We start from the raw sequence: 24,804 nt of genomic DNA on the forward strand, positions 1-24,804 counted from the left end.
ATGCCGGCGACGCTCGCCGCCACGGTGGACGGCCCGGCCGCCCGCCTCGCCTTCGCCGGCAGCCTCGATGCCGCCGCCACCGCCCGGCTCTGGCCGGAGGCGATGCGGTGGATGCGCGGCGTCCATGTCCTCACCCTCGACCTCGCCGGCCTGACCGCGCTCGACACCGCGGGCGCCGTGCTTCTTCTCCGCCTGGAGCACATGGCGCGGGAGACGGCGTGGCACGGCCTGCCCGCCGGTCCGCTCCGGGCGGTGCTGGACCGCACCCGCCAGGCGCTGGCCGCCCCCTCGCCCGCCGAGGCGCCGCGCCTGCCCCCGCTCGCGCTGCTCGGCCAGGCGACGCTGCGACGCGGCCAGGACCTGCTTGGCCAGGTCGCCTTCCTCGGCGAGGCGGTGGTCGCCGGGATGGGCACGCTGCGCCGCCCCTGGCGCCTCCGCCTCGGCGAGGTGCTGCGCCACCTGGACGAGGCTGGACTGCGCGCCTTCGGCCTCACCCTGCTGCTCGGCGTGCTGATCGGGGTGATCCTTGCCTTCCAGTCCTCCATCCCGATGCGGCGCTTCGGGGCGGAGATCTTCATCCCCAACCTCGTCGGCATCTCCCTGCTGCGCGAGCTCGGGCCGCTGATGGCCGCCGTCATCCTCGCCGGCCGCACCGGCTCCGCCTTCGCCGCGGAGCTCGGCACCATGGTGGTGAACGAGGAGATCGACGCGCTGCGCATCATGGGCATCGACCCGGTGGCCTGGCTGGTGCTGCCGCGGCTGCTGGCGGCGATCCTCGTCATGCCGGTGCTCGCCCTGCTGATGGACCTCGCCGGCCTCGTCGGCATGGCCGGGGTGATGGCCTCGCTCGGCTTCCCGCCCGTCAGCGTCGTCAATCAGCTCCGCCGGGCCATCGGCCTGCACGACCTGCTGGGCGGGCTGTTCAAGGCCGCCGTCTTCGGCCTCTCCATCGGCCTCGTCGGCTGCCGCGCGGGGCTCTCGGCCGGGCGCGGGCCGCGGGCGGTGGGCGATGCGGCGACCATGGCCGTGGTCGGCGGCATCGTCTCCATCGTGATGCTGGACGGCGTCTTCTCCATCCTGTTCTTCCGGCTCGGCTGGTGATGGGCGAGGTCGTCCTCCGCGTCGAAGACCTGGCCGCGCGCTTCGACGGGCGCACCATTTTCGAGCACGTCTCCTTCGAGGTGCGGCGCGGCGAGGTCTTCGTCATCCTCGGCGGCTCCGGCTCCGGCAAGTCGACGCTGCTGAAGCGCGTCATCGGCCTCTATCCGCCGGCCGAGGGGCGCGTCGCCATCCTCGGCGAGGCGATGGAGGGGCTCTCGGGCGAGGCGCGCAACGCCCTGCTGCGGCGGATCGGGGTGATGTGGCAGTCGGGCGCGCTGTTCGGCTCCCTGACGCTGGCCGAGAATGTCGGAGTGCCGCTCGAGCAGCACACGGACCTGCCGCCCGAGGCGCGGGCCCTGGTGGCGCGGGCGAAGCTTGGCCTGGTCGGCCTTGCCGATGCCGCTGGGCGGCTCCCGGCCGAGATCTCGGGCGGCATGGCGAAGCGGGCGGGCATCGCGCGCGCCATGGCGCTCGACCCGCCCATCCTCTTCCTCGACGAGCCCTCGGCGGGGCTCGACCCGATCACCTCCGCCGGGCTCGATGCGCTGATCAAGCAATTGGCCCGCGACCTGGGCACCACCTTCGTCGTGGTGACGCACGAGCTGCAATCGATCCTCGCCATCGGCGACCGCTGCATCATGCTTGACAAGGCGGCACGCGGGATGATCGCCGAGGGCGACCCGCGCCAGCTGCGCGAGGAGAGCGACAACAAGGTGGTGCGGGCCTTCTTCCGCCGCGAGGTGCTGGACTGATGCCGCAGAGCCGTGGCCTCTATTTCCGCGTCGGCGCGCTGGTGCTCGCCGGCCTCGCCCTGACGGTCGGCTTCGTGCTGTTCTTCACCGCCAGCCGCTTCGGCCGCGGCGCCGTCGTCTACGAGACCTACCTGCGGGAATCCGTCCAGGGCCTCGATGTCGGCTCGGCGGTGCGCTACCGCGGCGTCGCCATCGGCCGCGTCACCGAGATCGGCCTCGTCACCGCCGAGTACCGGGTGCCTGACCGCACCGCCTTCGGCGCCGTCTTCCAGCTCGTCTATGTGCGCTTCGCCGTGGACCTCTCCAGGGCGGGCGAGGTGCCCTCGGTCGACGAGGCGGTGCGCCTCGGGCTCCGCGTCCGCATCGCCGCGCAGGGCATCACCGGCGTGAACTACCTGGAGATGGACTTCCTCGACCCCGGCCGCTTCCCGCCCCGCGAGGTGCCCTGGGAGCCGCACTACCCCTATGTGCCGGCGGTGGCCTCCACCGTCGCCCAAGTGCGGAACGCGGCGGAGGACCTGTTGCAGAAGTTGCAGAACGCGGACCTCGCCGGCCTGCTCGACAACGGCATCGGCCTGGTTGCCGAGCTGCGCGCCCAGCTGCGCGACGGCGACGCGGCCGTGGCGCTGCGCGAGGCGGCGAGCCTGCTCCGCAGCCTCCGTGCCCAGGCCGAGGGCGCCGATCTGCCGGGGCTGGCCGCCGAGCTGCGCGGCACCGCCGCCGAGGCCCGAGCCCTGCTGACCGCGCGCGAGACGCAGCAGACCCTCGCCAACGCCGCCGCCGCCATGGGGGAGTTGCGCACGGTCGTCGCCCGCCTGCCGAACACCGTCGCCACGCTCGACGGCAGCCTGCGCAACGTCCGCGGCGCCACCACCGACCTCCAGGCGGAGCTGGGCCCGATCCTGCGCGACCTGCGCGTCGCCATCGCCAACCTGCGCGAGACGACGGAGCAGCTGCGCCGCTATCCCTCCCAGGCCATCCTCGGCGCGCCGCCGCCGGCGCCGGAGACCCGCCGATGACCGCCCGCCGTGCCGTCCTGCTGCTGCCGCTGCTGGCCGGGTGCAGCGTGCTGCCCAACCGGCCCTACCAGGAAACGCAGCGCTTCAGCCTCTCGCCCGAGCGCCCCGGCCGGGCCACGCCGCCGCGCCAGGCTCCGGTGCTGCTGGTCCGCAGCCTGCGCGCCGCGCCGGGGCTGGAGGGACGGGGGCTGCGCAGCCTCACGGCCGATGGCCAGGTCGCCACCGCCTATTGGCAGGAATGGGTGGCACCCCCCGCCGATGCGGCGGAAGAGGCGCTGCGCCGCTGGCTCCTGGCAAGCGGCCGCTTCGCCGCCGTCACCCAGCCCGGCTCCCGCCTGCGCGCCAACCTGGTGTTTGAGGGCGAGCTGATCCGCCTTCAGGCCGAACCGGCCGCCGGCCGTGCGGTGGCCGCGCTTTCCATCCTGCTGCTGGCGGAGCCGCCATCCGGCCCCGGGGAGGCCCGCATCCTCGTCCAGTTCACAGCCGAGGGCCGCGCGCCCTTGCCGCCGGGCCTCGACCCGCGCGCCCCGGGGCCGGAGGCGGCGGCTGCGCTCTCCGCCGCACTCGGCGAGGCCCTGGGCCGGGTGGAGGAGGGTCTGGCCGCCGCCAGGCGGTGACGCGCCTCATGCCTCGTGCTCCGGCCATGATCCGATGTCACCGGATCGCAGGTCATGGTCTGTCCGCTGGTCGTGTCGCCCGGGTCAGGCCTCCGGCGGTTCCAGCCTCCGGCGATCATGCTCCAGCCGCTCCACCTCATCGGCCAGGTGGCCGAAGGGGGTCGGCTTGGTCAGGATGGTGATCGGCCCGCCGAGCGCCCGCAGCGCCGCCGACGCCTCCGGCACATGATTGGCCGACATCACCACCACCGGCAGGCCGGGCAAGCGGCGTCGCAAGGCCTGCACCAGCTCGTCGCCCCGCATACGGGGCATCTGCATGTCGGTCACCACCACGTCGAAGGGGCCGAGCCGCGCCTCCAGTTCCAGCGCCGCCTGGCCGTCGCTCGCCATGGTGACGGCGTGGCCACGCTCTTCCAGCTCCTGCTCCACCGCCAGGCCGATCAGGGCCTCGTCCTCGGCCACCAGGATGCGAAGCCTGCGATAGGCGGGGCCTCTCATCCTGTCGGTATCCCTCGTTGCAATAGGCGGACGCGCTTGCACCGAACAAGCCACAGCAACGGCGGAAGGTCCAAGGAAAACTCATGCAGATGGCGCGGCGCAGGATCACGGTGCGGAAAACCGCATGACCCAACGCAGTCCCGGCCGGTTGCTCCCCGGGCTCAACGCCGAGGCCTCCAGGCTGCCGCCGAGCTGCCCCGCCAGCGCCCGGCCGATCCGGGTGCCGAGGCCGCTCCCCTGCGGCGGCGCGCCGGGGTCGAAGCCGATGCCGTTATCCTCGACGGCGAGCACGAACTCCGCCTCATACTGCCGGAAGCTTACCCGTATCCGCCCCTCCATCTCTCCGGGGAAGGCGTATTTCAGCGCATTGCCCACCAGCTCGTTCACCGTCAGCCCGACCGGCACGGCGCGCGCCATCGGCAGCGGATGGTCCTCCGCCTGCACCATCATGGCGATCGGGCGCATGTCGACGGCAACCTCCCGCAGGTCCTGTACCAGCCCCTCGATAAAGCCGCGGCTGCTGACCACCGCCTGGCCGTCATCCCGGTGCCGGTCGAGCCGGGCATTGATCCGCGCCAGCGCCATGATCCGGCCGGAGGCATCCTGCAAGGCCTGGCGTGCCTGCGGCTCCGCCGCCGCCCCGGCCTGCAGGTGCAGCGTCGCCGCCAGCCGCTGCAGGTCGTTCCGAGCGCGGTGAACCGCCTCGCTCAGCAGCGTGCCGCGCGCCTCGGCCATCCGCGCCAGCTCGGCATTGGCGATGGCGAGGCCCGCCCGCTCCTGCGCCAGCCGGCGCAGCGCGACGTGCAGCGCCTCCATCAGGAAGGCGGTGAAGAGCGCGATGGCGAGGAAGATCATCAACGCCAGCAGGTCCGAGGCATCGGTGATGCGCAGCAGGCCACCCGGCTCGAGCAGGAACCAGACCGCGAGTGCCCCGCTCAGTAACGCGGCGTAGATGCCGGTGCCGCGGTCGAAGGTCAGCCCGGCGACGATCACCGCCGGGAAGAACAGCAGGAAGGGCAGCCCCGGCTTGTCACCGAAGATCCAGAGCCGCAGGCCGAGGCAGATCACCACCAGCAGCGTCGTCGCGCCGTAGCGCATCCAGACGGGCAGGCCGCGCGACCGCGCCGAGAGCAGGAAGAGCCGTTCCATGATGTACCAGGGCAAGCGGACGCCGGAATCGACGCCGCCAGGCCCAACGCCAGCGGGGTGTCAGCGTTTCGCCTCGATGGCGTCCCAGATCGCCCGCTCCAGGTGCACGCCGTCGAAGCGCGCGATCTCCTGCAGGCCGGTCGGCGAGGTGACGTTGATCTCGGTGAGGTAGTCGCCGATGACGTCGATGCCGACGAAGATCATCCCGCGCTCGCGCAGCGCCGGCCCGATGCGGGCGCAGATCTCCTGTTCGCGCGCGGTCAGCGTCGTCTTCTCCGGCCGCCCGCCGACATGCATGTTGCTGCGCGCCTCGCCCGCCGCCGGCACGCGGTTGATGGCGCCCATCGGCACGCCGTCGACGAGGATGATGCGCTTGTCGCCCTGCCGCACCTCGGGGACGTAGCGCTGCACCATCAGCGGCTCGCGCGAGCGCTCGGTGAACATCTCGACCAGGCTGTTGAGGTTGGAGTCGCCCGGCTTGATGTGGAACACGCCCGCCCCGCCATTGCCGAAGAGCGGCTTGACGATGATGTCCTGGTGCTTCTCGCGGAAGGCCTGGATCTGCGCCCGGCTCGCCGTCACCAGCGTCTCCGGCATCAGGTCCTGGAACTGCAGGACGAAGAGCTTCTCCGGCGCGTTGCGCACGCTCGCCGGGTCGTTCACCACCAGCGTCTTTGGGTGGATGTGCTCCAGCAGGTGCGTCGCGGTGATGTAGGCCATGTCGAAGGGCGGGTCCTGCCGCATCAGCACGACGTCCATCGTCGAGAGGTCGATCTCCTCCCGCGGCCCGAAGACGTAGTGCGCGCCGAGCTTGCGCTCGACGGTGACGGGCTCGCCCTGGGCCAGCAGCCGCCCGCCGACGAGGGCCAGGTCCCGCACATGGTAGTGCCAGAGCCGGTGGCCGCGGGCCTGCGCCTCAAGCATCAGGGCGAAGGTGCTGTCGGCGTCGATGTTGATGCCGGCGATCGGGTCCATCTGGACCGCCACCCGGAGGGCGCGCGCCATGGTCGTCTCCACTTGGTTCGGAGCGATTCCGTGCCCCGAACCGCGGGAAAAGGCCAGCGCTAAAGCCGGCCCGATTCAGCCCCTCGCGCTCCGCGCCGCCCTGGCCATCGGGCCGGGCCTCAGTTGAGGCGGTGCCGCAGTTCCTCGACCACCAGCCGCGTCCGGCTGGCCGCCGGTCCCTCCGGCTCCAGCTCCAGCGAGCGCTCGAGGCAGCCGAGCGCGGCGGCGATGCGGTCCAGCCGCTGGTTCATCAGCCCGGCCTCGCGCCAGAGCAGCGCCTGGTCCGGGGCGAGGCGCAGCATGTCCTCGGAGCAGGCGAGCGCCCCGGCCAGGTCCTGTGCGCGGAGCCGCCGCAGCTTGATGTTGTTCTGCAGGCGCAGCAGCACCGCCCGCTTGTCCATCAGCCGGACGAGGCCCGGCCGCAGCTCCGCCCGCTCGCCCTCGATCCGCTTGATGAGCGCGCGGAGGTCCGGCGCCTGCAGCCCCGCGCCGCCCGCGAAGACATCGACCAGCGCCTGGCCCCGCCCGCCCTCGACGGCCAGCAGGAAATGGCCGGGGAAATCGACGCCATGCGCCGCCCAGCCCGCCGCCTCCGCCGCATGCAGCCAGAGGATGCCGAGGGCGACCGGCAGCCCCCGCCGCCGCTCGGCGACGCGGATGAGGTTGGCGTTGTCGAGGTTCTCGTAATCCTCGGTATCGCCCCCGAAGCCGAAGCGGCCATGGATCACCTCGGCCAGCACGGAGCGGCGCCGCTCCGCATCGCCCGCATCGGCCGCGGGGTCGGCCGCGGCGGCGGCGACGGCCGCCTGCGCCAGCTCCGAGAGCAGGGCGGAGGCCGCGCGCCAATCCGCCTCCGGCGCATCGATCCGCGCGAATTGCAGCGCGACGGCGGCCAGCTCGATCTCGGCATCCGGCAACTGCCCGGCGGCGGCGAGGGCGGCGCGTGCCTCATCCTCAGGGCTCAAGGCCATGCACTACTCCCGCGTCTGCGGCACCATCCGGCCGAGGCGGCGGCCACCGAAGAGATGGACGTGGAAATGCCCGACCTCCTGGCCGGCATCCTCGCCCATGTTGGAGAGAAGCCGATAACCATGCTCCTCCAGCCCGAGTTCCCGCGCCACCCGCCCGACCGCACGCCAGAAGCCTGCAATCGCCTCGGCCGGCGCCTCGGCATGGAAGTCGGCGGCGCTGACGTAAGGGCCCTTCGGGATCACCAGCACATGCACCGGCGCCTGCGGGGCGATGTCGTGGAAGGCGAGCGCATGCTCGTCCTCGCTGACCTTCTTGCAGGGAATTTCGCCGCGCAGGATGCGGGCGAAGATGTTGCCGGGATCATAGGGTGGCTTGCCGGAGACGGACATGGCGATCCTCCAACCTCTGTCAGGCGAGCTTGGTCGTGCGCGCGGCGCGGACGATGCCCTTCGGCCGCGCGGCCTTCTCGGCGATGCCGCTGATGCCCTCGCGCCGCCTGAGCTCCGCCCAGACCTCCTCCGGGCGGATGCCGGCATCCACCCAGACGACGACGAGATGGTAGAGCAGGTCGGCAGATTCCAGCACCGTCTCGGTGCGGTGGCCGAGCGTCGCCTCGATGACGCATTCCACCGCCTCCTCGCCGAGCTTCTGCGCCACCTTCGCCGTGCCGCGCGCCATCAGCCGGGCGGAATGCGAGGTCGCGGCATCGCCCGCCAGCCGCCGGCTCTCCACCGTGTCCCAGAGCCGGTCGAGCACCGCCGCATCGCCGTCCCGCGGCCCTTCCAGCGGGGTGAGGTGGCGCGCCTCCACCCGGCGCACCGCCTTCTTCGGCTTGGCCCCGGCGGCGGGCAGCCCGGCCGGCATGGGCACCGCAGCACGCTTCTTCCCGGCCTTCGGGGCCGGCTTCTTCTTGGTGTCCTTCGCCATGTGTCAGGCGGCCTCCGTCTCGGGCAGGGGGCGGACCGGCAGCCCGGCCCGGGCCAGCGCCGCCTTGGCATCGGCGATGCGGAATTCGCCGTAATGGAAGACGCTGGCCGCGAGAAGGCCCGTCGCTCCGACCCGCGCGCCCTCGACGAAATGCTCCATCGTGCCGACCCCGCCCGAGGCGACGATCGGCACCGGCACCGCAGCGCGGACCGCCCGCAGCAGCTCGAGGTCGAAGCCGGACTTGGTGCCGTCCCGGTCCATGCTGGTCAGCAGGATCTCGCCGGCGCCGGCCTCCGCCATGCGCCGCGCCCAGCCGACGGCATCGATCCCCGTCGGCTTGCGCCCGCCATGGGTGAAGACCTCCCACCGCCCCTCGCCCACCTTGCGCGCATCGACGGCGACCACGATCGCCTGGCTGCCGAAGGCCTCCGCCGCGCGGGAGACGAGCGCCGGCTCGGCGACGGCGGCGCTGTTGATGCTCGCCTTGTCGGCACCCGCCAGCAGCAGCCGCCGGATGTCCTCGACCGAGCGCACCCCGCCGCCCACCGTCAGCGGGATGAAGACCTGCGCCGCGGTGCGCGAGACGACATCGAGAATGGTGTCGCGGTTCTCGTGGCTCGCCGCGATGTCTAGGAAGGTGACCTCGTCGGCCCCCTCGCGGTCATAGGTGCGCGCCTGCTCCACCGGGTCGCCGGCATCGCGGAGAGCGACGAAGTTGACGCCCTTGACGACGCGGCCGTCCTTCACGTCGAGGCAGGGGATGACGCGGAGAGCGAGCACGGTTCACCGATCCGGTTGGAGGGGAGGGCCGGTTCACCGCATGGCGAAGAAGCGGCCGGGGGTCAAGCGGCGAGGTGCCGCCGGGGGTGGCGGGCCGCTGTACGGCTACGTACTCATTGACGGCAAAAACGAGAAGTTGCATAGTGTCTTGTCCGTGCATGTCCTGCGCGAGCAGCTTTTGGTGTTCCGCGACAGTAAAGTTCGGACCAGACATTATGATTTTTCCCGGCGCCGGCTGTCGCGCATGACTCGCCGGGCCACGGCCACCTTCCGCATCACTTCGGTCCGATGTTCCGACAGGTCGCCAGCGGCGGTCACCTCGTGAGCCGCTTCTTCGAACGGACTATCGGCCGCGCCGAGGCCACCGGCCTCAGGCTCGCCCTGAACGAGCAGACCCTGGAGGGCTTTTCGGACGGCATCGCCATCGCCGACCTCGCCTTGCAGGACCACCCGCTGGTCTACGTCAACAGCGCCTTCGAGCGCATCAGCGGCTACCGGCGGGAGGAGCTGCTCGGCCGCAACTGCCGCTTCCTCCAGGGCACCGAGCGCACCCAGCCCGCGGTCCGGGAAATGGCCGGCGCCGTCGCCGAGGGGCGCGACACCACCGTCGTCCTGCGCAATTTCCGCCGCGACGGCACGCCCTTCTGGAGCGAGGTGCGCCTGCGCCCGCTGCGCGACGCTGAGGGCCGCGTCACCCACTATCTCGGTACCACGCGGGACGTGTCCGAATTCCGCGACGTCAACGAGCGGCTCGCCCGCGCCGCCACCTTCGACGAGGTCACCGGCCTGCTGACCCGCCGCGGCCTGCTCGACCGGCTGGCCCTGCTGGGGGCGGACGAGCCGCTGCTGATGCTCTGCTGCGACGTCGATCAGCTGCGCGACGTCAACGCGACCTACGGCCGCTCCGCCGGCGACCTCCTGCTGCTCGAGCTGGGGCGGCGGCTGGGGGCGGTGCCCGGCCTGGTCGCCGGCAGCCGTCTCGGCGCCGGGCAGTTCGCCGCCGCGCTGCGCTGCCCCGAGGCGGCGGAGGCGACGGTCGCCGCGCTGCACGGCATGCTGCGCCAGCCCTTCACCCTGCCCGGCGCCACCGTCGCGCTCACCGTCACTCTCGGCTGGGCCAAGGGCGTCTGGACCGCCTCCCAGGGCGAGCCGCTGCTGATCGAGGCGGAGGCGGCGCTCTATGCCGCCAAGGCCGCCGGCCGCGGCGAGCGCCGCGCCTTCGACCCGGCGGTGGAGCGCGAGGCCCGCCGCCGGCTGCGCATGACCGCCGACCTTCGCAGCGCCCTCGCCAATCGGGAATTCGTGCTGCACTACCAGCCGAAGGTGGAGCTCGCCACTGGCCGCATCCTCGCCGTCGAGGCGCTGCTGCGTTGGAACAACCCGATCTTCGGCCTGCAATCGCCCGACCGCTTCCTTCCCGTCGCCGAGCAGAGCGGGCTGGTCGTCGAGATCGGCGCCTGGGCCCTGGCCGAGGCCGCCCGCACCGCTGCGGCGCTGCATCGTGGCGGCCATGCCGTGCAGGTCGCCGTCAACGTCTCGCCGGTGCAGTTCCACCGCGACGACGTCCCCGCCCTGCTCCGCCGCATCCTGGCCGAGACCGGGGCGGAGCCGGGCTGGATCTCGATCGAGCTGACCGAGACGGTGCTCGCCGATGGCAGTGCGCGTACCCTCGCCTGCTTCCAGGCGCTGCGCGAGATGGGCATCGGCCTCGCCATGGACGATTTCGGCACCGGCTTTGCCTCGCTCGACCAGCTCCGCAGGCTGCCCTTCACCGAGGTGAAGCTCGACCGCAGCTTCGTCCGCAACCTGCAGGCGGACCCGGTGCAGTCCGCCATCGTCACCGGCACGCTCGGTGTCGCCCGCGCCCTCGGCATCACCGCCACCTGCGAGGGTGTGGAGACGGAGGCGGAGCGGCAGCATCTCCTGGCGCTCGGCTGCCCGGTGGCGCAGGGCTACCTGTTCAGCCTGCCGCTCGCCAAGGAGGACCTGACCTGGCTGCTGGAGAAACACGCGGTCCTGCCGGTGGCGGCTGCATGAGCGGCGACCCGATGCCTCGCCTGGCGACCGGCATCGCCTGGTTCGACCGGCTGACGCAGGGCGGCATCCCGGCCCGGCGGCTGACCGTGATGCTCGGCCAGGCCGGCGCCGGCAAGACGCTGCTCTCCTGCCAGATCGCCGCCGCCCGGACGCGGCTTTCCGGCGCCGGCGTCGTCTTCGCCGCGCTGGAGGAGCCGCCGTCCGACATCATCCGCAACGCCGCAGGCTTCACCTGGGACCTTGCGGCGCTGGCCGGGCAGAGTTTCCACGCCCTCGACCTGCGGCCGGACCCGGACATGGTCTTCGCCGGGGATTTCGACCTGCGCGGCATGCTCGCCACCCTCTCGGCCAAGGCGCGGCAGACCGGGGCGGAGCTGGTGGTGTTCGACGGGCTGGACACCGTGCTCGGCTGGCTCGCCAGCCCGGCCCGGCGCAGCGCGGAACTCGCCCGCATCGGCCGCTGGCTGGAGGAGGAGGACCTCACCGCCATCATCACCGCCAAGGCGGAGCGCCATGGCGGCCCGGTCGATGCGCTCGGCCCGCTGGAATTCGCCGTCTCCCTCGTGGTGGCGCTGGAGCAGCGGGAGGAGAGCGGCGGCACCCTCCGCGCGCTGCGCATCACCAAGTCCCGCGGCAGCGGCCACAGCAGCAGCGCCCATCCGCTGTTCTTCTCCCGCCACGGGCTGGAGCCGCTGATGTGGCCGGGCGGCGACCCATCGCCTGCCTCGCGCGAGCGGGTCGGCTCCGGCATGGCGCGGTTCGACGTGCTGCTCGGCGGCGGCTACCTGCGCGGCAGCACGGCGCTGCTCTCCGGCCCGCCCGGCACCGGCAAGTCGACCCTCGCGGCGCTCTTCGCCGCCTCCGTCTGCGCCGCCGGCGGCCGCGCGGTGCACGTCGTCTTCGACGAGGGGCCGGAGCAGGCCATCCGCAACATGCGCTCGGTCGGCATCGACCTCGCCGCCCACCGCGCCAGCGGCGCCCTCCGCCTGATCGGCCTCCAGCCCGGCCGCGACGGGCCGGAGCAGCTGCTCTCCGAGATCCTCGCCGCGGTCGAGACGCAGGACGCCACCGCCTTGGTGGTCGACCCCGTCTCCTCGCTGATGCGCGGCGGCGTCGCCGATCTCGGCCAATCCGCCATCCGCCGCCTGGTGGAGGAAGCCCGCGCCCGCGGCATGACCGCCCTGCTCACCTCCCTGGTCGAGGTGGGGGACGATCCGTCCACCAGCACGCTCAGCGCCGTCTCCACCATCGCCGATGCCTGGATCGCCCTCGGCTATGCCGAGCGGGGCGGCGAGCGCAACCGCACCCTCTCCATCGTCAAGGCGCGCGGCAGCGCCCATTCCAACCAGACGCGCGAACTCATCATGACCGCCGAGGGATGCACCCTGGCGGATGTCTACACCGCCGGCGGCACGGTGCTGCTCGGCACCGCCCGGATGGAGCGGGAGGCTGAGGAGCGCCGCCTCGAGGCCCTCGCCAGCCTCGACCACCAGCGCCACCTGCGCGAGCTCCAGGCCCAGCTCACCGAGGCCGAGATACGCCAGCGCCAGTCCGGCCTGCAATCCGAGGCGGCGCGGGCCGAGCTCGCCCTGCTGGAGACGGCCGAGGCCGCGCGCCGCGCGGCCCGGGCCGACCGCCTCCTCCGCATTGCCACCAGCCGCTCCGCCGATACGCCGGCGGAGGGGGGAGCGGAGGAAGGGTCGGCAGCATGAGCTTGGCCGCCGTCGCCCTCTTCGTCGCCGGCGGCGCCCCGCGCTCCGCGGCGGCCCTGCGCAACCTCACCACGGCCATCGTCGCCACCGGCCGGCCCGAAGGCACCTTCCGCGTCGAGGTCATCGACGTGCTGCGCGACCCGGCCCTGGCGCTGGAGGCCGGGCTGCTGGCGACGCCGAGCCTCGCCCTCACCGGCGCCAATGGCCGCCGCCGCTGGTTCATCGGCGATTTCGACCGGCCGGAACTGCTGGCCGGATGGCTCGCCGACGTACTGGACGGCGACCCCCCCTGACCTCCGCCGCGTCAGGCTCTATATCTGGCGGCCAGCAGGAGCTTGCCCGTGGTCGCCATCACCTCGCCCGCCTTCAAGGAGAATGCCCGGACCGCCCTCGCGGACCCCGGCCTGCAGAAGGCGCTTGGCACGGCGAAGGGCGCCTTCCTCCAGCGCCGCGCTCAGGCCGTCGCCAACCTTCCCGAGTTCGAGCAGCTGCGCGACATCGGCCGGGACATCAAGAATCACACCCTGGCCAACCTGGACTTCTACCTCGAGGCCTATGAGGCCAAGGTGAAGGCGGCCGGCGGCCAGGTCCATTGGTGCTCCACCGCCGACGATGCCCGCGCTGCCGTGCTGGAGATCTGCCGCAAGGCGAATGCCCGCACCGTCACCAAGGGCAAGTCGATGATCTCCGAGGAGCTCGGGATCAACGCCCATCTCGAAGCCCATGGCATCCGCCCGGTCGAGACCGATCTCGGCGAGTACATCCTCCAGCTCCGTCAGGAGCACCCGAGCCACATCATCGCCCCCGCCTTCCACCTGAACCGTGAGGATTGGGAGGCCGATTTCCGCCGGTTGCACACCGACCTGCCGCCCGACCGCGTCTTCGCCGAGCGGCGCGACATCCTGGCCGAGGCCCGCACCAAGCTGCGCGAGAAATTCCTCCAGGCCGATGTCGGCATCACGGGGGCCAATTTCCTCATCGCCGAGACCGGCAGCAGCGTCATCGTCACGAACGAGGGCAATGGCGACCTGACCCAGACCCTGCCGCGGGTCCATATCGCGCTCGCCAGCATCGAGAAGGTCGTCCCCACGCTGGAGGATGCGACGAGCCTGCTCCGCCTGCTCGCCCGCAGCGCGACGGGTCAGGACTTCTCCGTCTACACCACCTTCTCGACCGGCGCCCGCCGCCCGGCCGATCTCGACGGGCCGGAGGAGTACCACGTCGTCCTGATCGACAACGGCCGCTCCAACATGCTCGGCACCGAGTTCCAGGAGATGCTGCGCTGCATCCGCTGCGCCGCCTGCATGAACCACTGCCCGGTCTATGGCGCGATCGGCGGCCATGCCTATGGCTGGGTCTATCCCGGGCCGATGGGCTCCGTCCTCACCCCCTCCCTCATCGGGATCGAGAAGACCGGGATGCTGCCCAACGCCTCCACCTTCTGCGGCAAGTGCGAGAGCGTCTGCCCGGTGAAGATCCCCCTGCCCAAGATGATGCGCCACTGGCGCGAGCGGGAGTTCGAGCGCCACCTGACGCCGGCGACCCAGCGCAGCAACCTCGCCCTCTGGGGCTGGTTCGCCCGCCGCCCCGCCCTCTACCGGGCCGCCACCCGCGCCGCCAATGCCGCGCTCGGCCTGCTCGGCCGCGGCAAGGGCAGCTTCCACTCCCTGCCGCTCGCCGGCGGCTGGACCGCCGGGCGCGACCTGCCCGTCCCCGAGGGCGGCACCTTCATGGCCCGCTACGCGAAGGAGCAGCGCCGCCGATGACCAAAGAGGCCATCCTCGGCGCCATCCGCCGCGGCCTGAAGCGCGGGCCGCTGCCGGCCGACCAGCAGGCCATGCTGGGCGGGCGGCTGGCGACGCATCCCCGCCACCTCATCCCCTCCCGCTCGCGCCTGCCGCGGCCGGACCAGGTCGCCCTCTTCATCCGCAACGTGGAGAAGGAGTTCGGCACGGTCGAGCGCGTCCCGAACGCCGAGGCCGTGCCCGCCGCCATCGCCGACTACCTGGCAGCGCAGAACCTGCCCTCCCGCTTCCCCATGGCCCCGCATCCGGAGCTGACGGCGATCCCCTGGTCGGAACGCCCCTTACTGGAAATCGAGCAGCGCCGCGCGGAGGCCACCGACCAGGTCAGCCTGCAGCATGGCTATGCCGGGATCGCCGAGACGGGGACGCTGATGCTCCCCTCCGCGCCGGAGCGCCCGACCACCCTCAACCTCCTCGCCGAGACCGAGATGGTGGTGCTGCGCGCCAGCCGCATCGTCGGCGCCTATGAGGAGGCCTGGGACCGCCTGCGCGCCGAAAGCCGCGACGAGCGCAGCGGGGGATTCATGCCGCGCAACATCATGTTCGTCACCGGCCCCTCGCGCAGTGCCGATATCGAGCAGACGCTGGAGCTCGGCGCCCATGGCCCGCGGCGCCTGCACATCATCCTGATCGACGACGACCCCGCCGCCCTGCCGATGGGCGAGGCCACGGCCCCGCCACCGGTCGCCGTTCCGGGCGGTCCCGCCGCCCCGGGGGATTGAGCCCGCCCGCCCGGCCGCGCCGGGGCCTGACCGAGCTCGATCGCCGTCTCTGGCAGGCCTATACGGCCCATGCTCATGTGGCGCCCATGCCCGGCAAGGCCCTGCCACCGCCGCCGGAGCCGACGCTGCCCGGCCCCGCGCCTGTTGCTCCCCTGGCCGTTCCGCCGCCGCGGCCCGCCGCCCCGCGCCCTGCCCCGGAGCTTCAGGTCGGCACCCCGCCCCCTGGCCTCGACGGCAAGCGCTGGCGCGAGCTCCGCCGCGGACGCACCAAGCCCGAGCGCACCCTCGACCTGCACGGCCGCCGCGCCCAGGACGCGCATGCCGCCGTCCGCCGCTTCCTCCAGGAGGCGCAGGCCGACGGCCTCCGCTGCGTCGCCATCGTCACCGGCAAGGGATCGAGCACCGAAGGGGGCGTGCTCCGCCGCGAACTGCCCTTCTGGCTGAACGCGGCCGAGATGCGGCCCCTCCTGCTCGGCGCCGCGCATCCGCATGCCAGCAACCCCGGGGCCGTCCACCTGCTGCTCCGCCGGCGCCGGTGACGCCCTTTGGCCAGAGGCTCCGCGCCCTCCGCGAGGCCCATGGCGTCAGCCAAGCCGCTCTCGCCCAGGCGCTGCACGTCTCCCCCGCCTATCTCTCGGCGCTGGAGCACGGCCATCGCGGCCGCCCCTCGCCGGGGCTCATCCATCAGGTGAACGAATTCTTCGGGCTGATCTGGGACGATGCGGAGGAGATGGCGCGCCTCGCCCGCCTCTCCCACCCGCGCGTGGTGCTGGATACGGCGGGGCTGAGCCCGGAGGCGACGGCGCTGGCCAATCGGCTGGCGCGGGATATCCGCAAGCTGTCGCCGGACACCATCAGAGCCTTGCTCCAGACGCTGGATGGAGGTTCCACCCCCATGCCCCCGCCGGGGCCAAAGCTTGGCCCCGGACCCCGCCACAAGTAGGGCTCAGAAGCGCAAGCGGGGCCCTGCCGCCAAGTGCGCGGCATGCGTGACGCGGCGGCGGCCATGGGTCTTGGCGGTCAGCACGGCGGCGGTCAGGCGGTTGTCATGCACCGCCGCCAGGCCGAAACCCAGGTTGTTCAGCAGCAGGAAGTGATCCGTCACCCGCAGCAGGTGCCAGCCCGGCGCCAGCCCCCCGCGCACCAGCCCGAGCAGGCTCGGCCGCCGCTCCGGCAGCGCGACCGGCGCATGCGCCACGCCGAGCTGCTCCAGCGCGCCGAGGATGTCCCGCCAATAAGCCGTCACCACCGGCCCGGTGCCGGGATACCAGTCGGGCGCGATCCCCCGCAGCAGGGTGCTCGCCGCCCGGTAGGGCAGCCCGCTCGCCAGGGCGAGCGTCGCCGGCCCGCACCACGGCACCAGCCCGCCATTCTCCGCCATCAGGTCGTCATGGCTGCGCAGCCCGGCCGGATGCTCGACGATGGCCGCCTCGGCCACCGGCCCGGCTTCCGTAAGGCGCCCATCCTGACGATCCGGCATCGCGCGATCCCGCAAGCAGCCAGGCGCGGAAGGGCGCCCGAATGCTCACAAGATCGTGTGTTCTCACCTTGTCGTCAATATACGATTTCAGGGAACCCTTACCCGAGCAGCACGCCATGCTGCCGCAGGAAGTCCAGCAGCGGCAGCAGGGGCAGGCCGAGGATGGCGCTCTGCTCGCCCTCGACCGCATGGAACAGCTGCACGCCCGGCCCCTCCAGCCGATAGGCCCCGACCGAGCCGAGCACCGCCTCTCCCTCCGCCGCCAGATAGGCATCGAGGAATTCCTCGGAGAATTCCCGCATCGTCAGCCGCGGCCTTGCCAGGTGCTGCCAGACCCGCTGCCCGCCGCGCCAGCAGACCATCGCCGTCATCAACTCATGCGGCCGGCCGCGCAGCGCCAGGAGTTGCGCCCGCGCCGCCGCCATGTCCGGCGGCTTGTCGAACCAGCGCCCCTCGCAGACCAGCAGCTGGTCGGCGCCGATCACCAGCGCCTCCGGATGCCGCCGGGCGATGCGTTGCGCCTTGGCCTCGGCCAGCAGCATCGCCGCCTCGCCGGGAGGGATGCCCTCGGCGCGGGCGCTCTCCTTGATCGCCGCCTCGTCCACCGCTGCCGCCTCGGCCGTGAAGCGCAGCCCCGCCGCCGCCAGCACCGCCCGCCGCGCCGCTGAGGCCGTGGCGAGGACGAGGGCGGGCGCCTCCTGCTGGATCATGCCGTCCCTCCGCTGAGCACGGCTGCCGCCGGGTCCGCCGGCGCGTGCTCCGCCGCCGCGCCCCGCCGCGCATGCCAGGCCTCCATCAGCTGGAGCACGGTCGCCGCCGTCTCCTCGATGCTGCGCCGCGTCACGTCGATTACCGGCCAGCCATGCTGGTTGCAGAGCCGCCGGGCGGCGAGGATCTCGGCTTTCACGCTGTCATGGTCGACATAGTCGTTGGTGTCCTGCCGCACGCCATCGGCACCGATCAGCCGCAGCCGGTGCCGGCGGATCTCGATCAGCGCCTTGGTCTCGATGGTCAGCCCCACCACCGGGCAGGGCGAATCCGCCAGCTCCGGCGGCAGCTCAGAATTGGGAACGATCGGAACGTTGGCCGCCTTGATCCCCCGGTTCGCAAGGTAGAAGCAGGTCGGCGTCTTGCTGCTGCGCGAGACGCCGACGAGGCAGACATCCGCCTCGTGAATGCCCGCCGTTCCCTGCCCGTCGTCATGCGCCAGCACGTAGTGCATGGCGTCGATCCGGCGGAAGTAATCGGCATCCATCACATGCTGCGCCGCCCGCTTCTCCCGCGCGCGTGCGCCCAGCTGCCCCTGCAGCAGCTCCACCACCTGGTCGAGGACCGAGAGGCAGGGCACGCCGAGTCGCATGCAGGCCTCCTCCAGCGCCAGTCTCAGGCTCTTGTCGACCAGGGTGAAAAGCACCGGCCCCGGCTCGTGGTCGAGCCCCTCCAGCACCCGGTCGAGCTGCAGGCGGGAGCGGATGAGGCTCCAGCGATGATGCACCACATGATGGTCCTCGAACCGCGCCAGCGTCGCCCGGGCGATCGAATTGAGCGTCTCGCCCGTGCTGTCGGAGACCAGGTGCAGGTTGACGGTTCTGTGGGGCATCCCGGGAGAATAGCGCAGCGCGCTGGGGACGAAGTGGAAAACTCAAGGCCGGCGCCGCTCTCCGGTGGATCGGGGGGGTGACTCGGTACGTCCCACACAGGCGGGAGAGGATTCCCGACTGAGTCGGGCGACTCCGGGACGAGGGGGGATTCACCTAACGGAGTCAGCGAGTCGCCGACTCAGGTGATGGTGGACAGGGCTGTGGATGGAATCCGGAGTAATTGCCTCCACAGCATCCACAGGCCCTATCACTACAGCATCCTTTCAAGACTCTTGTTTTCTTGCGAAGGGTAGGGCTCCAGGGAGGAAGACATGCCAGGCGTGAGCGAGAGTCCGAGTCAGAAGCCCCTGCTCCGTGCCCTGGCCGGCGAGGCCGTCTGGCCGCCGCCGATGTGGCTGATGCGCCAAGCCGGCCGCTACCTGCCCGAGTACCGAGAGATCCGCGCCGAGGCCGGTGACTTCATCGCCCTCTGCACCGCCCCAGCGATGGCAGCCGAGGTGACGCTCCAGCCGATCCGCCGCTACGGCATGGACGGGGCCATCCTCTTCTCCGACATCCTCATGGTGCCCTGGGCAATGGGCCAGCCGCTCCACTTCGCCGAGGGCGAGGGGCCGATGCTGGAGCCGGTGCGCGACGCCGCGGCGATCGGCCAGCTCGACCCCTCGGTCTGCGCCGCCAATGCCGCGCCGATCATCGAGACGGTGCGCCTGGTCCGCGCCGGGCTGGCCGAGGAGGCGCCGCGCACCACGCTGATTGGCTTCGCCGGCAGCCCCTTCACCGTCGCCTGCTACATGGTGGAGGGCCATGGCAGCCGCGACTTCGCCGCCGCCCGGGGCATGGCCTATGGCGACCCGGCGCTGTTCGGCCGGCTCATCCGCATCCTGATCGATGCCAGCGCCGACTATCTCTGCGCCCAGGCCGATGCGGGGGCCGAGGTGCTGATGCTGTTCGACAGCTGGGCCGGGCTGCTGGCGCCGAGCCAGTTCCGCCGCTGGGTGATCGAGCCGACGGCGAGCCTGGTGCGGGCCATCCGCAAGCGCCACCCGACCATCCCGCTGATCGGCTTCCCCCGCCTCGCCGGGCCGATGCTGGCGGAATACGCCCAGCGCACCGGGGTGCAGTGCCTCGGCGTCGATACCTCGATGGACCTCCGCTGGGCGGCCTCCGCCGTGCCGCCGTCGATGTGCCTCCAGGGCAACCTCGATCCGCTATCCCTGGTCACCGGCGGCATGGCCCTGGAGACGGAGGCCCGTTCCATCCTGGGTGCGATGCGCGGCCGTCCCTTCATCTTCAACCTCGGCCACGGCATCGAGAAGGTGACCTCGCCCGAGAATGTATCGACCCTCGTGAGGCTGGTCCGCACCGGCTGACTCAAGGGCTCCAAAGGCCGTTCGGCCCCTGGCGGGCGGAGCTTGAGGAGGGCAGCGCCCTCCTCGAACGCCCGGTTTTGCGCCCCAGGGTAATTCCCCCCGCCCCCGCTTTGCTCTAACCCCCGGCTTGACCCGCTGGCGAAGCGGCCAAATCTGCGGGCCTGGATTATGGCTCGGGGAGTTCCGATGCAGCGGGTGGCGGTGGTGCTGTTCAATCTCGGGGGGCCGGATGCGCCGGACAGCGTGCGCCCGTTCCTCGAGAACCTGTTCACCGACCCGGCCATCCTGCGGGTGCCCGGCTTCATCCGTCCCTGGCTTGGCCGGTTCATCGCCAGGCGGCGCACGCCGGCGGCGTCCGAGAACTACGCCATCCTCGGCGGCCGGTCGCCCCTGCTGGACCTGACCGAGGCGCAGGCCCACGACCTCCAGGCGGCGCTGAACGAGGCCGGCGGGGCGGAGTATCGCTGCTTCATCGCCATGCGCTACTGGCACCCCATGAGCGATGCCACCGCCCGCGCCGTGCGCGAGTGGGGCCCGGACCGGGTGCTGCTGCTGCCGCTCTACCCGCAGTACTCGACGACGACGACCGGCAGCAGCGTCACCGCCTGGGACGAGGCGGCCGCCCGCGCCGGCCTCGCCGTGCCGACCAAGACGCTCTGCTGCTACCACTCCGACCCGGCCTTCGCCGCGGCGACGGCGGCGGCCGTGCAGACCGCCTACGAGGCCGCCCGTGCCGCCCTGGCGCCGGAGGTGAAGCTGCGCATTCTGTTCTCCGCCCATGGCCTGCCGGAGAGCATCGTGAAGCGCGGCGACCCCTACCAGTGGCAGGTGGAGCAGACCGTGGCCGCCGTGGTCGAGCGCCTGGCGATCGAGGGGCTGGACCACATCGTCTGCTACCAGTCCCGCGTCACCCCGCAGAAATGGATCGGCCCGAGCACCGAGCTGGAGCTGGAGCGCGCGGCGCATGACAAGACCGCGGTGCTGATCTGCCCCATCGCCTTCGTCTCCGAGCATTCCGAGACGCTGGTCGAGCTCGACGTCGAGTATCGGGAGGAGGCGGAGCGCCTCGGCGTCCCCGGCTACTACCGCGTCCCCGCCCAGAACAGCGACCCGGGCTTCATCGCCGCGCTGCGCGACCTGGTCCGCCGCGCCGAGGCCGATGACCGCCCGCTGTGCAGCTTCGCCGGCGCCCGGCAATGCCCGAAGCCCTTCGGCGACTGCCCGCATGCCAGGGCCCGCATTCGCGCCCCGGAGCTCGCCTGATGCGCCCCGCCGCCGTCCTCTTCGACTGCGACGGCGTGCTGGCGGACAGCGAGGGGCTGGTGAACCGCCTGGTCGCCGAGGCGATCAGCGCCCAAGGCTGGCGCCTTTCCACCGAGCAGGCGCGCGAGACGTTCCTCGGCATGGCCCTGCCGGAGATGCTGCCCGTCATCGAGGCCCGCTGCGGCCGCCTGCCAAGCGACTGGGGTGGGGCGCTGACCCGCCGCATCATGGCCGCCCTGACCGGGGAGGTGGAGGCCATCCCCGGCGCCCCGGCTGCCGTCGCCGCCGCTGCGGCTGCCGGGCTGCCGCTCGCCGTCGCCTCCAACTCCACCCGCGGCGAGCTGCGGGCGAAGCTTGCCCGGCTCGATCTCGCCCGGTATTTCGGCACGCGCGTCTTCACCTTCGAGGACGTGCCCCGGCCGAAGCCCGCGCCCGACATCTACCGCGCCGCCGCCGCCGCCTGCGGCGCCGACCCGGCTGACTGCATCGTGGTGGAAGACAGCCTGCTCGGCGCCCGCGCCGGGATCGCCGCGGGCTGCCGCGTGTTGGGCTTCACGCGGGATACGGAAGCGGCCGTGCTGGCCGCCATCGGCGCCCGGCCCTTCGCCAGCATGGCGGAGCTGCCGGCCCTGCTGGGAATCGAGGAGTAGCCCATGATCGGACGCGGAATACTGGCCGCCGTGGCGGCGCTGCTGCTGGTGGCCGCCGGCGAGCCGCCCGAGGCGGAGCGGATGGTCCCCGGCGGCCGCGCCGGCTGGGTGGCCGACCCAAGGAGCGGCTGCTGGCTCTGGGCCGGCGGCATCGAGCCCGGCGCGAGCGACATCGTCGCTGACTGGAACGGCGCCTGCCCCGAAGGCCCCGCCGAGGGCCCTGGCCGCGCCATCGTCACCTGGCAGAGCCGCGGCGAGACCCGCCGCATGGACTACCAGGGCGACATCCTCCGCGGGAAGAACGAGGGCCGCGGCAAGCTCACCATCACCGAAGGGCAGCGGGTGGTGAGCGAGGAAGAGGGCGTGTTCCGCGACGACCGGCTGGTGGAGGGCCGCCTCGCCCTGCCCCGCCTCGGCATCGAGTTCGAGGGGACGCTCCGCGCCGGCCATCCGCAGGGCCCGGGGCGGCTCAGCGTGCAAGGCCGCGTCTTCCAGGGCAATTGGGTGAATGGCTGCCTGCAGCAGGGCGACAACTGGGTCGCCTTCACCCGCCCGGTCGAGAGCTGCGCGGGCCAGGATACCTGACACCGTGACCATCGACGCCCTTGCGCCGTTCTATCCCTGGACCAAGGCGCTGCACCTGATCGCGGTCATCGCCTGGATGGCCGGGCTGCTCTACCTGCCGAGGCTCTTCGTCTATCACAGCCAAGTGCCGGCCGGCGGGGCGCAGAGCGCGCTGTTCCAGACCATGGAGCGCCGCCTGATGCGCGGCATCATGAACCCGGCGATGATCGCCGTCTGGCTGCTGGGCCTCACCCTGGTGCTGACGCCCGGCGTCATCGACTGGCGGGCCGGCTGGTGGCACACCAAGCTGCTCTCGGTGCTGGTGATGAGCGGCGTCCACGGCCATCTCTCCGCCGCCCGCCGCCGCTTCGCCGCCGACGAGCGGCCGAAGACCGAGCGCTACTGGCGCATGGTGAACGAGGTGCCGGCGGTGCTGATGGCGATCATCGTCATCATGGTGATCGTGAAACCCTTCTAGCCCGCGTACCCCGCCCATTCGGCCCGGATCTCCTCCATCCGCGCCGCCAGCTCCTCCGCCCGGCCGATCTCCTCGGTGAAGCCCATCGGTCGGAAATCCGCCATGCGCATCGGGTAGAGGATGCCGTCCAGGTGGTCGTACTCATGCTGGACAACGCCGGCATGGAAGCCCGTCACCTCGGCCAAGACCGGCTGGCCGTCGCAATCGACGCCCGAGTAGCGGATGCGCGCGAAGCGCGGCACCGCGGCGCGCAGGCCGGGGATGGAGAGGCATCCCTCCCACCGCATCTGCCGCTCCTCGCCTACCGGCTCGATCACCGGGTTGATGACGACGGTGTTGCCGGCCACCGCATCCCGCTCCGCCCCGGTCGAGCGGTGCGGCTGCACCCGGAAGACGAAGAGCCTGAGCGGCACATGCACCTGCGGCGCCGCGAGCCCCGCCCCCGGCGCATCCTCCATGGTGTCGAACATGTCCCGCACCAGGCGGCGGATCTCCGGCGCACCGGGATCGGCGACCGGCCGGCAAGGCTCGAGCAGGACGGGGTGGCCCATGCGGGCGATCTTCAGGACGGCCATGGCGGAAGCTTACCAGCCCGCCCGCCCCCCGCGAGACTTGACCTTGAGGGGGAAATACCCCATCTCAATCGTTGACGGCCAGCGATTCGGTCCTTTAGGGTCCGCTCCGCTTCCTCGGGGCATAAGGTGCTTTACGCGCCTGCTGCCTCTCTCCTTCCTTCCTTCCTTGGGACATCGCCGGCCACTGGCCCCGGCCCCTATCCAGGGTCCGTGTTCATGGCACAGGCGGAAGGGCCGGACTTATGGCGCGCCACGCGCCGCGATCCCGGCCTCATTGGGACTGTCCCGTCCCCTCGCATCCGGACGCACCGCGCCATGCATCTTTCCGAACTCAAGGCCAAGAGCCCAGCCGAACTCCTCTCCTTCGCCGAGGAGCTTCAGGTCGAGAACGCCTCGTCCCTGCGCAAGCAGGACATGATGTTCGCCATCCTCAAGCAGCTCGCCGAGAATGACCAGGCGATCTTCGGCGAAGGCACGCTCGAGATCCTGCCCGACGGCTTCGGCTTCCTCCGCAGCCCGCAGGCGAACTTCCTCCCCGGGCCGGACGACATCTACATCTCGCCCGCCCAGGTGCGCCGCTTCGGCCTGCGCACGGGCGACACCGTCGAAGGCCAGATTCGCGCGCCGAAGGACGGCGAGCGCTACTTCGCGCTCCTCAAGGTCAACGCCATCAATTTCGAGCCGCCGGAGGCGCTGCGTCACCGGATCAATTTCGACAACCTGACGCCGCTCTACCCCAACCGCCGCCTCAAGATGGAAAACCCGGATGCGGAGGCGGTCGCCAAGGGTCCGTCCAAGGACTACACCCACCGCGTCATCGACCTGATTGCGCCGATCGGCATGGGCCAGCGCGCCCTGGTCGTCGCGCCGCCGCGCACCGGCAAGACGGTGATGCTGCAGAACATCGCCAAGTCGATCACCGCCAACCATCCCGAGGTCTTCCTCATGGTGCTGCTCATCGACGAGCGGCCGGAGGAAGTCACCGACATGGCGCGCACCGTGCGCGGCGAGGTCGTGGCCTCCACCTTCGACGAGCCGGCGACGCGCCACGTCCAGGTGACGGAGATGGTGCTGGAGAAGGCCAAGCGTCTGGTCGAGCACAAGCGCGACGTGGTGATCCTGCTGGACTCCATCACCCGCCTCGGCCGCGCCTACAACAGCGTCGTCCCGTCGAGCGGCAAGGTGCTGACCGGCGGCGTGGACGCCAACGCCCTGCAACGGCCGAAGCGCTTCTTCGGCGCGGCGCGCAACATCGAGGAAGGTGGCTCGCTGACCATCATCGCCACGGCGCTGATCGACACCGGCAGCCGCATGGACGAGGTGATCTTCGAGGAGTTCAAGGGCACCGGTAACTCCGAGCTCGTCCTCGACCGCAAGCTCTCCGACAAGCGCACCTTCCCGGCGATCGACATCACCAAGTCCGGCACCCGCAAGGAGGAGCTGCTGGTGGATCGCGCCACGCTGGCCAAGATGTGGGTCCTGCGCCGCATCCTGAATCCGATGGGCACCCAGGACTCGATGGAGTTCCTGCTGGACAAGCTGAAGTACAGCAAGACCAACCAGGACTTCTTCGACGCGATGAACACCTGACGGTGCTCCTCGCGTCGACGCATCTCCCCACGCGCCACGGGCGCGACGCGATGAACACCTGACGGTGTTCGTCGCATCGAGCCATTCCCCTGCGCGCCACGGGCGCGACGCCATGAACGCCTGACGGCGTCCACGGC

At 71.8% G+C, this 24,804-nt stretch carries 29 protein-coding genes; 18 read left to right on the forward strand and 11 right to left on the reverse strand.

Features of this window, described 5'->3' with window-relative positions; genetic code table 11:
• Genes JMJ56_RS08195 through JMJ56_RS08210 form a run of 4 tightly spaced genes read left to right on the forward strand, consistent with a single transcriptional unit; the run spans nucleotide 1 to nucleotide 3,489 of the window.
• A complete protein-coding gene (locus JMJ56_RS08195) occupies nucleotides 1–1,101 on the forward strand; it encodes an ABC transporter permease (RefSeq protein ID WP_202831134.1) in 1,101 nt (366 codons plus the stop codon).
• Nucleotides 1,101–1,853 carry an ABC transporter ATP-binding protein gene (locus tag JMJ56_RS08200; RefSeq protein WP_202831135.1) on the forward strand — a complete coding sequence of 251 codons (753 nt, stop codon included), beginning with the start codon at nucleotides 1,101–1,103 and terminating at the stop codon, nucleotides 1,851–1,853. Before JMJ56_RS08195 ends, JMJ56_RS08200 begins: the two co-directional genes overlap by 1 nt.
• Entirely contained in the window at nucleotides 1,853–2,872 is a 1,020-nt protein-coding gene (locus JMJ56_RS08205) for an MlaD family protein (protein WP_202831136.1), read from the forward strand. Before JMJ56_RS08200 ends, JMJ56_RS08205 begins: the two co-directional genes overlap by 1 nt.
• Nucleotides 2,869–3,489, forward strand: coding sequence for an ABC-type transport auxiliary lipoprotein family protein (locus tag JMJ56_RS08210; RefSeq protein ID WP_202831137.1), 621 nt, complete (start codon nucleotides 2,869–2,871; stop codon nucleotides 3,487–3,489). The genes JMJ56_RS08205 and JMJ56_RS08210 overlap by 4 nt, the downstream gene beginning before the upstream one ends.
• An 84-nt stretch (nucleotides 3,490–3,573) precedes the next feature.
• Here JMJ56_RS08210 and JMJ56_RS08215 read toward each other — a convergent pair whose 3' ends face one another.
• The 7 genes from JMJ56_RS08215 to hisF form a co-directional block, all read right to left on the reverse strand.
• Nucleotides 3,574–3,987, reverse strand: a complete 414-nt coding sequence (locus tag JMJ56_RS08215; RefSeq protein ID WP_202831138.1) for a response regulator — start codon at nucleotides 3,985–3,987, stop codon at nucleotides 3,574–3,576.
• A gap of 105 nt (nucleotides 3,988–4,092) precedes the next feature.
• Nucleotides 4,093–5,151: a sensor histidine kinase gene (locus JMJ56_RS08220; protein ID WP_202831139.1), complete on the reverse strand. Its 1,059-nt coding sequence runs from the start codon at nucleotides 5,149–5,151 to the stop codon at nucleotides 4,093–4,095.
• Between the two features lie 45 nt (nucleotides 5,152–5,196).
• Entirely contained in the window at nucleotides 5,197–6,141 is a 945-nt protein-coding gene (gshB, locus tag JMJ56_RS08225) for a glutathione synthase (RefSeq protein ID WP_202831140.1), read from the reverse strand.
• Between the two features lie 119 nt (nucleotides 6,142–6,260).
• Entirely contained in the window at nucleotides 6,261–7,112 is an 852-nt protein-coding gene (locus JMJ56_RS08230) for a SirB1 family protein (RefSeq protein ID WP_202831141.1), read from the reverse strand.
• 3 nt (nucleotides 7,113–7,115) lie between these two features.
• Nucleotides 7,116–7,502, reverse strand: coding sequence for a histidine triad nucleotide-binding protein (locus tag JMJ56_RS08235; RefSeq protein ID WP_202831142.1), 387 nt, complete (start codon nucleotides 7,500–7,502; stop codon nucleotides 7,116–7,118).
• Nucleotides 7,503–7,521: 19 nt separating this feature from the next.
• Nucleotides 7,522–8,040 carry a phosphoribosyl-ATP diphosphatase gene (locus JMJ56_RS08240; RefSeq protein ID WP_202831143.1) on the reverse strand — a complete coding sequence of 173 codons (519 nt, stop codon included), beginning with the start codon at nucleotides 8,038–8,040 and terminating at the stop codon, nucleotides 7,522–7,524.
• A 3-nt stretch (nucleotides 8,041–8,043) separates the two neighbouring features.
• The gene (gene hisF, locus JMJ56_RS08245; protein WP_202831144.1) at nucleotides 8,044–8,820 is read right to left on the reverse strand and encodes an imidazole glycerol phosphate synthase subunit HisF; all 777 of its coding nucleotides are present in this window, start codon (nucleotides 8,818–8,820) and stop codon (nucleotides 8,044–8,046) included.
• A gap of 40 nt (nucleotides 8,821–8,860) precedes the next feature.
• Here hisF and JMJ56_RS08250 point away from each other — a divergent pair, with 40 nt between their 5' ends.
• The 8 genes from JMJ56_RS08250 to JMJ56_RS08285 all read left to right on the forward strand — a co-directional run bounded on the left by JMJ56_RS08250 (nucleotide 8,861) and on the right by JMJ56_RS08285 (nucleotide 16,039).
• Entirely contained in the window at nucleotides 8,861–9,145 is a 285-nt protein-coding gene (locus JMJ56_RS08250; RefSeq protein WP_202831145.1) for a hypothetical protein, read from the forward strand.
• Nucleotides 9,142–10,857 carry a putative bifunctional diguanylate cyclase/phosphodiesterase gene (locus JMJ56_RS08255; RefSeq protein ID WP_202831146.1) on the forward strand — a complete coding sequence of 572 codons (1,716 nt, stop codon included), beginning with the start codon at nucleotides 9,142–9,144 and terminating at the stop codon, nucleotides 10,855–10,857. Before JMJ56_RS08250 ends, JMJ56_RS08255 begins: the two co-directional genes overlap by 4 nt.
• Nucleotides 10,854–12,569 carry an ATPase domain-containing protein gene (locus JMJ56_RS08260; protein WP_202831147.1) on the forward strand — a complete coding sequence of 572 codons (1,716 nt, stop codon included), beginning with the start codon at nucleotides 10,854–10,856 and terminating at the stop codon, nucleotides 12,567–12,569. Before JMJ56_RS08255 ends, JMJ56_RS08260 begins: the two co-directional genes overlap by 4 nt.
• A complete protein-coding gene (locus JMJ56_RS08265; protein WP_202831148.1) occupies nucleotides 12,566–12,862 on the forward strand; it encodes a circadian clock KaiB family protein in 297 nt (98 codons plus the stop codon). Before JMJ56_RS08260 ends, JMJ56_RS08265 begins: the two co-directional genes overlap by 4 nt.
• A gap of 48 nt (nucleotides 12,863–12,910) precedes the next feature.
• Entirely contained in the window at nucleotides 12,911–14,335 is a 1,425-nt protein-coding gene (locus JMJ56_RS08270; protein WP_202831149.1) for a LutB/LldF family L-lactate oxidation iron-sulfur protein, read from the forward strand.
• The gene (locus JMJ56_RS08275) at nucleotides 14,332–15,096 is read left to right on the forward strand and encodes a LutC/YkgG family protein (protein WP_202831150.1); all 765 of its coding nucleotides are present in this window, start codon (nucleotides 14,332–14,334) and stop codon (nucleotides 15,094–15,096) included. The genes JMJ56_RS08270 and JMJ56_RS08275 overlap by 4 nt, the downstream gene beginning before the upstream one ends.
• An 86-nt stretch (nucleotides 15,097–15,182) precedes the next feature.
• Nucleotides 15,183–15,635, forward strand: coding sequence for a Smr/MutS family protein (locus tag JMJ56_RS08280; RefSeq protein WP_202831151.1), 453 nt, complete (start codon nucleotides 15,183–15,185; stop codon nucleotides 15,633–15,635).
• The gene (locus tag JMJ56_RS08285; RefSeq protein ID WP_202831152.1) at nucleotides 15,632–16,039 is read left to right on the forward strand and encodes a helix-turn-helix domain-containing protein; all 408 of its coding nucleotides are present in this window, start codon (nucleotides 15,632–15,634) and stop codon (nucleotides 16,037–16,039) included. Before JMJ56_RS08280 ends, JMJ56_RS08285 begins: the two co-directional genes overlap by 4 nt.
• A 3-nt stretch (nucleotides 16,040–16,042) precedes the next feature.
• Here JMJ56_RS08285 and JMJ56_RS08290 read toward each other — a convergent pair whose 3' ends face one another.
• The 3 genes from JMJ56_RS08290 to JMJ56_RS08300 all read right to left on the reverse strand — a co-directional run bounded on the left by JMJ56_RS08290 (nucleotide 16,043) and on the right by JMJ56_RS08300 (nucleotide 18,176).
• Nucleotides 16,043–16,576, reverse strand: coding sequence for a hypothetical protein (locus JMJ56_RS08290; protein ID WP_202831153.1), 534 nt, complete (start codon nucleotides 16,574–16,576; stop codon nucleotides 16,043–16,045).
• A gap of 98 nt (nucleotides 16,577–16,674) precedes the next feature.
• The gene (locus JMJ56_RS08295) at nucleotides 16,675–17,286 is read right to left on the reverse strand and encodes a Maf family protein (RefSeq protein WP_202831154.1); all 612 of its coding nucleotides are present in this window, start codon (nucleotides 17,284–17,286) and stop codon (nucleotides 16,675–16,677) included.
• A complete protein-coding gene (locus JMJ56_RS08300; RefSeq protein ID WP_202831155.1) occupies nucleotides 17,283–18,176 on the reverse strand; it encodes a pyruvate, water dikinase regulatory protein in 894 nt (297 codons plus the stop codon). Before JMJ56_RS08300 ends, JMJ56_RS08295 begins: the two co-directional genes overlap by 4 nt.
• Before the next feature lie 312 nt (nucleotides 18,177–18,488).
• On the opposite strand from JMJ56_RS08300, the gene hemE reads away from it, so the two are divergent.
• The 5 genes from hemE (at nucleotide 18,489) to hemJ (ending at nucleotide 22,502) form a co-directional block, all read left to right on the forward strand.
• Nucleotides 18,489–19,547 (forward strand): uroporphyrinogen decarboxylase, encoded by a 1,059-nt coding sequence (hemE, locus tag JMJ56_RS08305; RefSeq protein WP_202831156.1) that lies wholly within the window; start codon nucleotides 18,489–18,491, stop codon nucleotides 19,545–19,547.
• A 186-nt stretch (nucleotides 19,548–19,733) separates the two neighbouring features.
• Nucleotides 19,734–20,810, forward strand: coding sequence for a ferrochelatase (hemH, locus tag JMJ56_RS08310; protein ID WP_236037560.1), 1,077 nt, complete (start codon nucleotides 19,734–19,736; stop codon nucleotides 20,808–20,810).
• Nucleotides 20,810–21,460 carry an HAD family hydrolase gene (locus tag JMJ56_RS08315; RefSeq protein WP_202831158.1) on the forward strand — a complete coding sequence of 217 codons (651 nt, stop codon included), beginning with the start codon at nucleotides 20,810–20,812 and terminating at the stop codon, nucleotides 21,458–21,460. Before hemH ends, JMJ56_RS08315 begins: the two co-directional genes overlap by 1 nt.
• Before the next feature lie 3 nt (nucleotides 21,461–21,463).
• Nucleotides 21,464–22,045: a hypothetical protein gene (locus JMJ56_RS08320; protein WP_202831159.1), complete on the forward strand. Its 582-nt coding sequence runs from the start codon at nucleotides 21,464–21,466 to the stop codon at nucleotides 22,043–22,045.
• A gap of 4 nt (nucleotides 22,046–22,049) precedes the next feature.
• A complete protein-coding gene (gene hemJ / locus JMJ56_RS08325) occupies nucleotides 22,050–22,502 on the forward strand; it encodes a protoporphyrinogen oxidase HemJ (protein ID WP_202831160.1) in 453 nt (150 codons plus the stop codon).
• Here hemJ and def read toward each other — a convergent pair.
• Nucleotides 22,499–23,077, reverse strand: a complete 579-nt coding sequence (gene def, locus JMJ56_RS08330) for a peptide deformylase (RefSeq protein ID WP_202831161.1) — start codon at nucleotides 23,075–23,077, stop codon at nucleotides 22,499–22,501. The genes hemJ and def overlap by 4 nt on opposite strands.
• 315 nt (nucleotides 23,078–23,392) lie before the next feature.
• On the opposite strand from def, the gene rho reads away from it, so the two are divergent.
• Nucleotides 23,393–24,667: a transcription termination factor Rho gene (gene rho, locus JMJ56_RS08335; protein ID WP_043336915.1), complete on the forward strand. Its 1,275-nt coding sequence runs from the start codon at nucleotides 23,393–23,395 to the stop codon at nucleotides 24,665–24,667.
• Nucleotides 24,668–24,804 lie beyond the last annotated feature (137 nt).

It is taken from the genome of Belnapia arida, from assembly GCF_016773205.1.
In the GTDB taxonomy this organism is placed as follows: domain Bacteria; phylum Pseudomonadota; class Alphaproteobacteria; order Acetobacterales; family Acetobacteraceae; genus Belnapia; species Belnapia arida.

What these genes read in the sequence shown, in the direction of transcription:
- JMJ56_RS08195 (WP_202831134.1), top strand. Translation starts at nt 1, where the DNA reads ATGCCGGCGACGCTCGCCGCCACGGTGGACGGCCCGGCCGCCCGCCTC.
- JMJ56_RS08200 (WP_202831135.1), top strand. Translation starts at nt 1,101, where the DNA reads ATGGGCGAGGTCGTCCTCCGCGTCGAAGACCTGGCCGCGCGCTTCGAC.
- JMJ56_RS08205 (WP_202831136.1), top strand. Translation starts at nt 1,853, where the DNA reads ATGCCGCAGAGCCGTGGCCTCTATTTCCGCGTCGGCGCGCTGGTGCTC.
- JMJ56_RS08210 (WP_202831137.1), top strand. Translation starts at nt 2,869, where the DNA reads ATGACCGCCCGCCGTGCCGTCCTGCTGCTGCCGCTGCTGGCCGGGTGC.
- JMJ56_RS08215 (WP_202831138.1), bottom strand. Translation starts at nt 3,987, where the DNA reads ATGAGAGGCCCCGCCTATCGCAGGCTTCGCATCCTGGTGGCCGAGGAC.
- gshB (WP_202831140.1), bottom strand. Translation starts at nt 6,141, where the DNA reads ATGGCGCGCGCCCTCCGGGTGGCGGTCCAGATGGACCCGATCGCCGGC.
- JMJ56_RS08230 (WP_202831141.1), bottom strand. Translation starts at nt 7,112, where the DNA reads ATGGCCTTGAGCCCTGAGGATGAGGCACGCGCCGCCCTCGCCGCCGCC.
- JMJ56_RS08235 (WP_202831142.1), bottom strand. Translation starts at nt 7,502, where the DNA reads ATGTCCGTCTCCGGCAAGCCACCCTATGATCCCGGCAACATCTTCGCC.
- JMJ56_RS08240 (WP_202831143.1), bottom strand. Translation starts at nt 8,040, where the DNA reads ATGGCGAAGGACACCAAGAAGAAGCCGGCCCCGAAGGCCGGGAAGAAG.
- JMJ56_RS08250 (WP_202831145.1), top strand. Translation starts at nt 8,861, where the DNA reads ATGGCGAAGAAGCGGCCGGGGGTCAAGCGGCGAGGTGCCGCCGGGGGT.
- JMJ56_RS08260 (WP_202831147.1), top strand. Translation starts at nt 10,854, where the DNA reads ATGAGCGGCGACCCGATGCCTCGCCTGGCGACCGGCATCGCCTGGTTC.
- JMJ56_RS08265 (WP_202831148.1), top strand. Translation starts at nt 12,566, where the DNA reads ATGAGCTTGGCCGCCGTCGCCCTCTTCGTCGCCGGCGGCGCCCCGCGC.
- JMJ56_RS08275 (WP_202831150.1), top strand. Translation starts at nt 14,332, where the DNA reads ATGACCAAAGAGGCCATCCTCGGCGCCATCCGCCGCGGCCTGAAGCGC.
- JMJ56_RS08280 (WP_202831151.1), top strand. Translation starts at nt 15,183, where the DNA reads ATGCCCGGCAAGGCCCTGCCACCGCCGCCGGAGCCGACGCTGCCCGGC.
- JMJ56_RS08290 (WP_202831153.1), bottom strand. Translation starts at nt 16,576, where the DNA reads ATGCCGGATCGTCAGGATGGGCGCCTTACGGAAGCCGGGCCGGTGGCC.
- JMJ56_RS08295 (WP_202831154.1), bottom strand. Translation starts at nt 17,286, where the DNA reads ATGATCCAGCAGGAGGCGCCCGCCCTCGTCCTCGCCACGGCCTCAGCG.
- JMJ56_RS08300 (WP_202831155.1), bottom strand. Translation starts at nt 18,176, where the DNA reads ATGCCCCACAGAACCGTCAACCTGCACCTGGTCTCCGACAGCACGGGC.
- hemE (WP_202831156.1), top strand. Translation starts at nt 18,489, where the DNA reads ATGCCAGGCGTGAGCGAGAGTCCGAGTCAGAAGCCCCTGCTCCGTGCC.
- hemH (WP_236037560.1), top strand. Translation starts at nt 19,734, where the DNA reads ATGCAGCGGGTGGCGGTGGTGCTGTTCAATCTCGGGGGGCCGGATGCG.
- JMJ56_RS08315 (WP_202831158.1), top strand. Translation starts at nt 20,810, where the DNA reads ATGCGCCCCGCCGCCGTCCTCTTCGACTGCGACGGCGTGCTGGCGGAC.
- JMJ56_RS08320 (WP_202831159.1), top strand. Translation starts at nt 21,464, where the DNA reads ATGATCGGACGCGGAATACTGGCCGCCGTGGCGGCGCTGCTGCTGGTG.
- def (WP_202831161.1), bottom strand. Translation starts at nt 23,077, where the DNA reads ATGGCCGTCCTGAAGATCGCCCGCATGGGCCACCCCGTCCTGCTCGAG.
- rho (WP_043336915.1), top strand. Translation starts at nt 23,393, where the DNA reads ATGCATCTTTCCGAACTCAAGGCCAAGAGCCCAGCCGAACTCCTCTCC.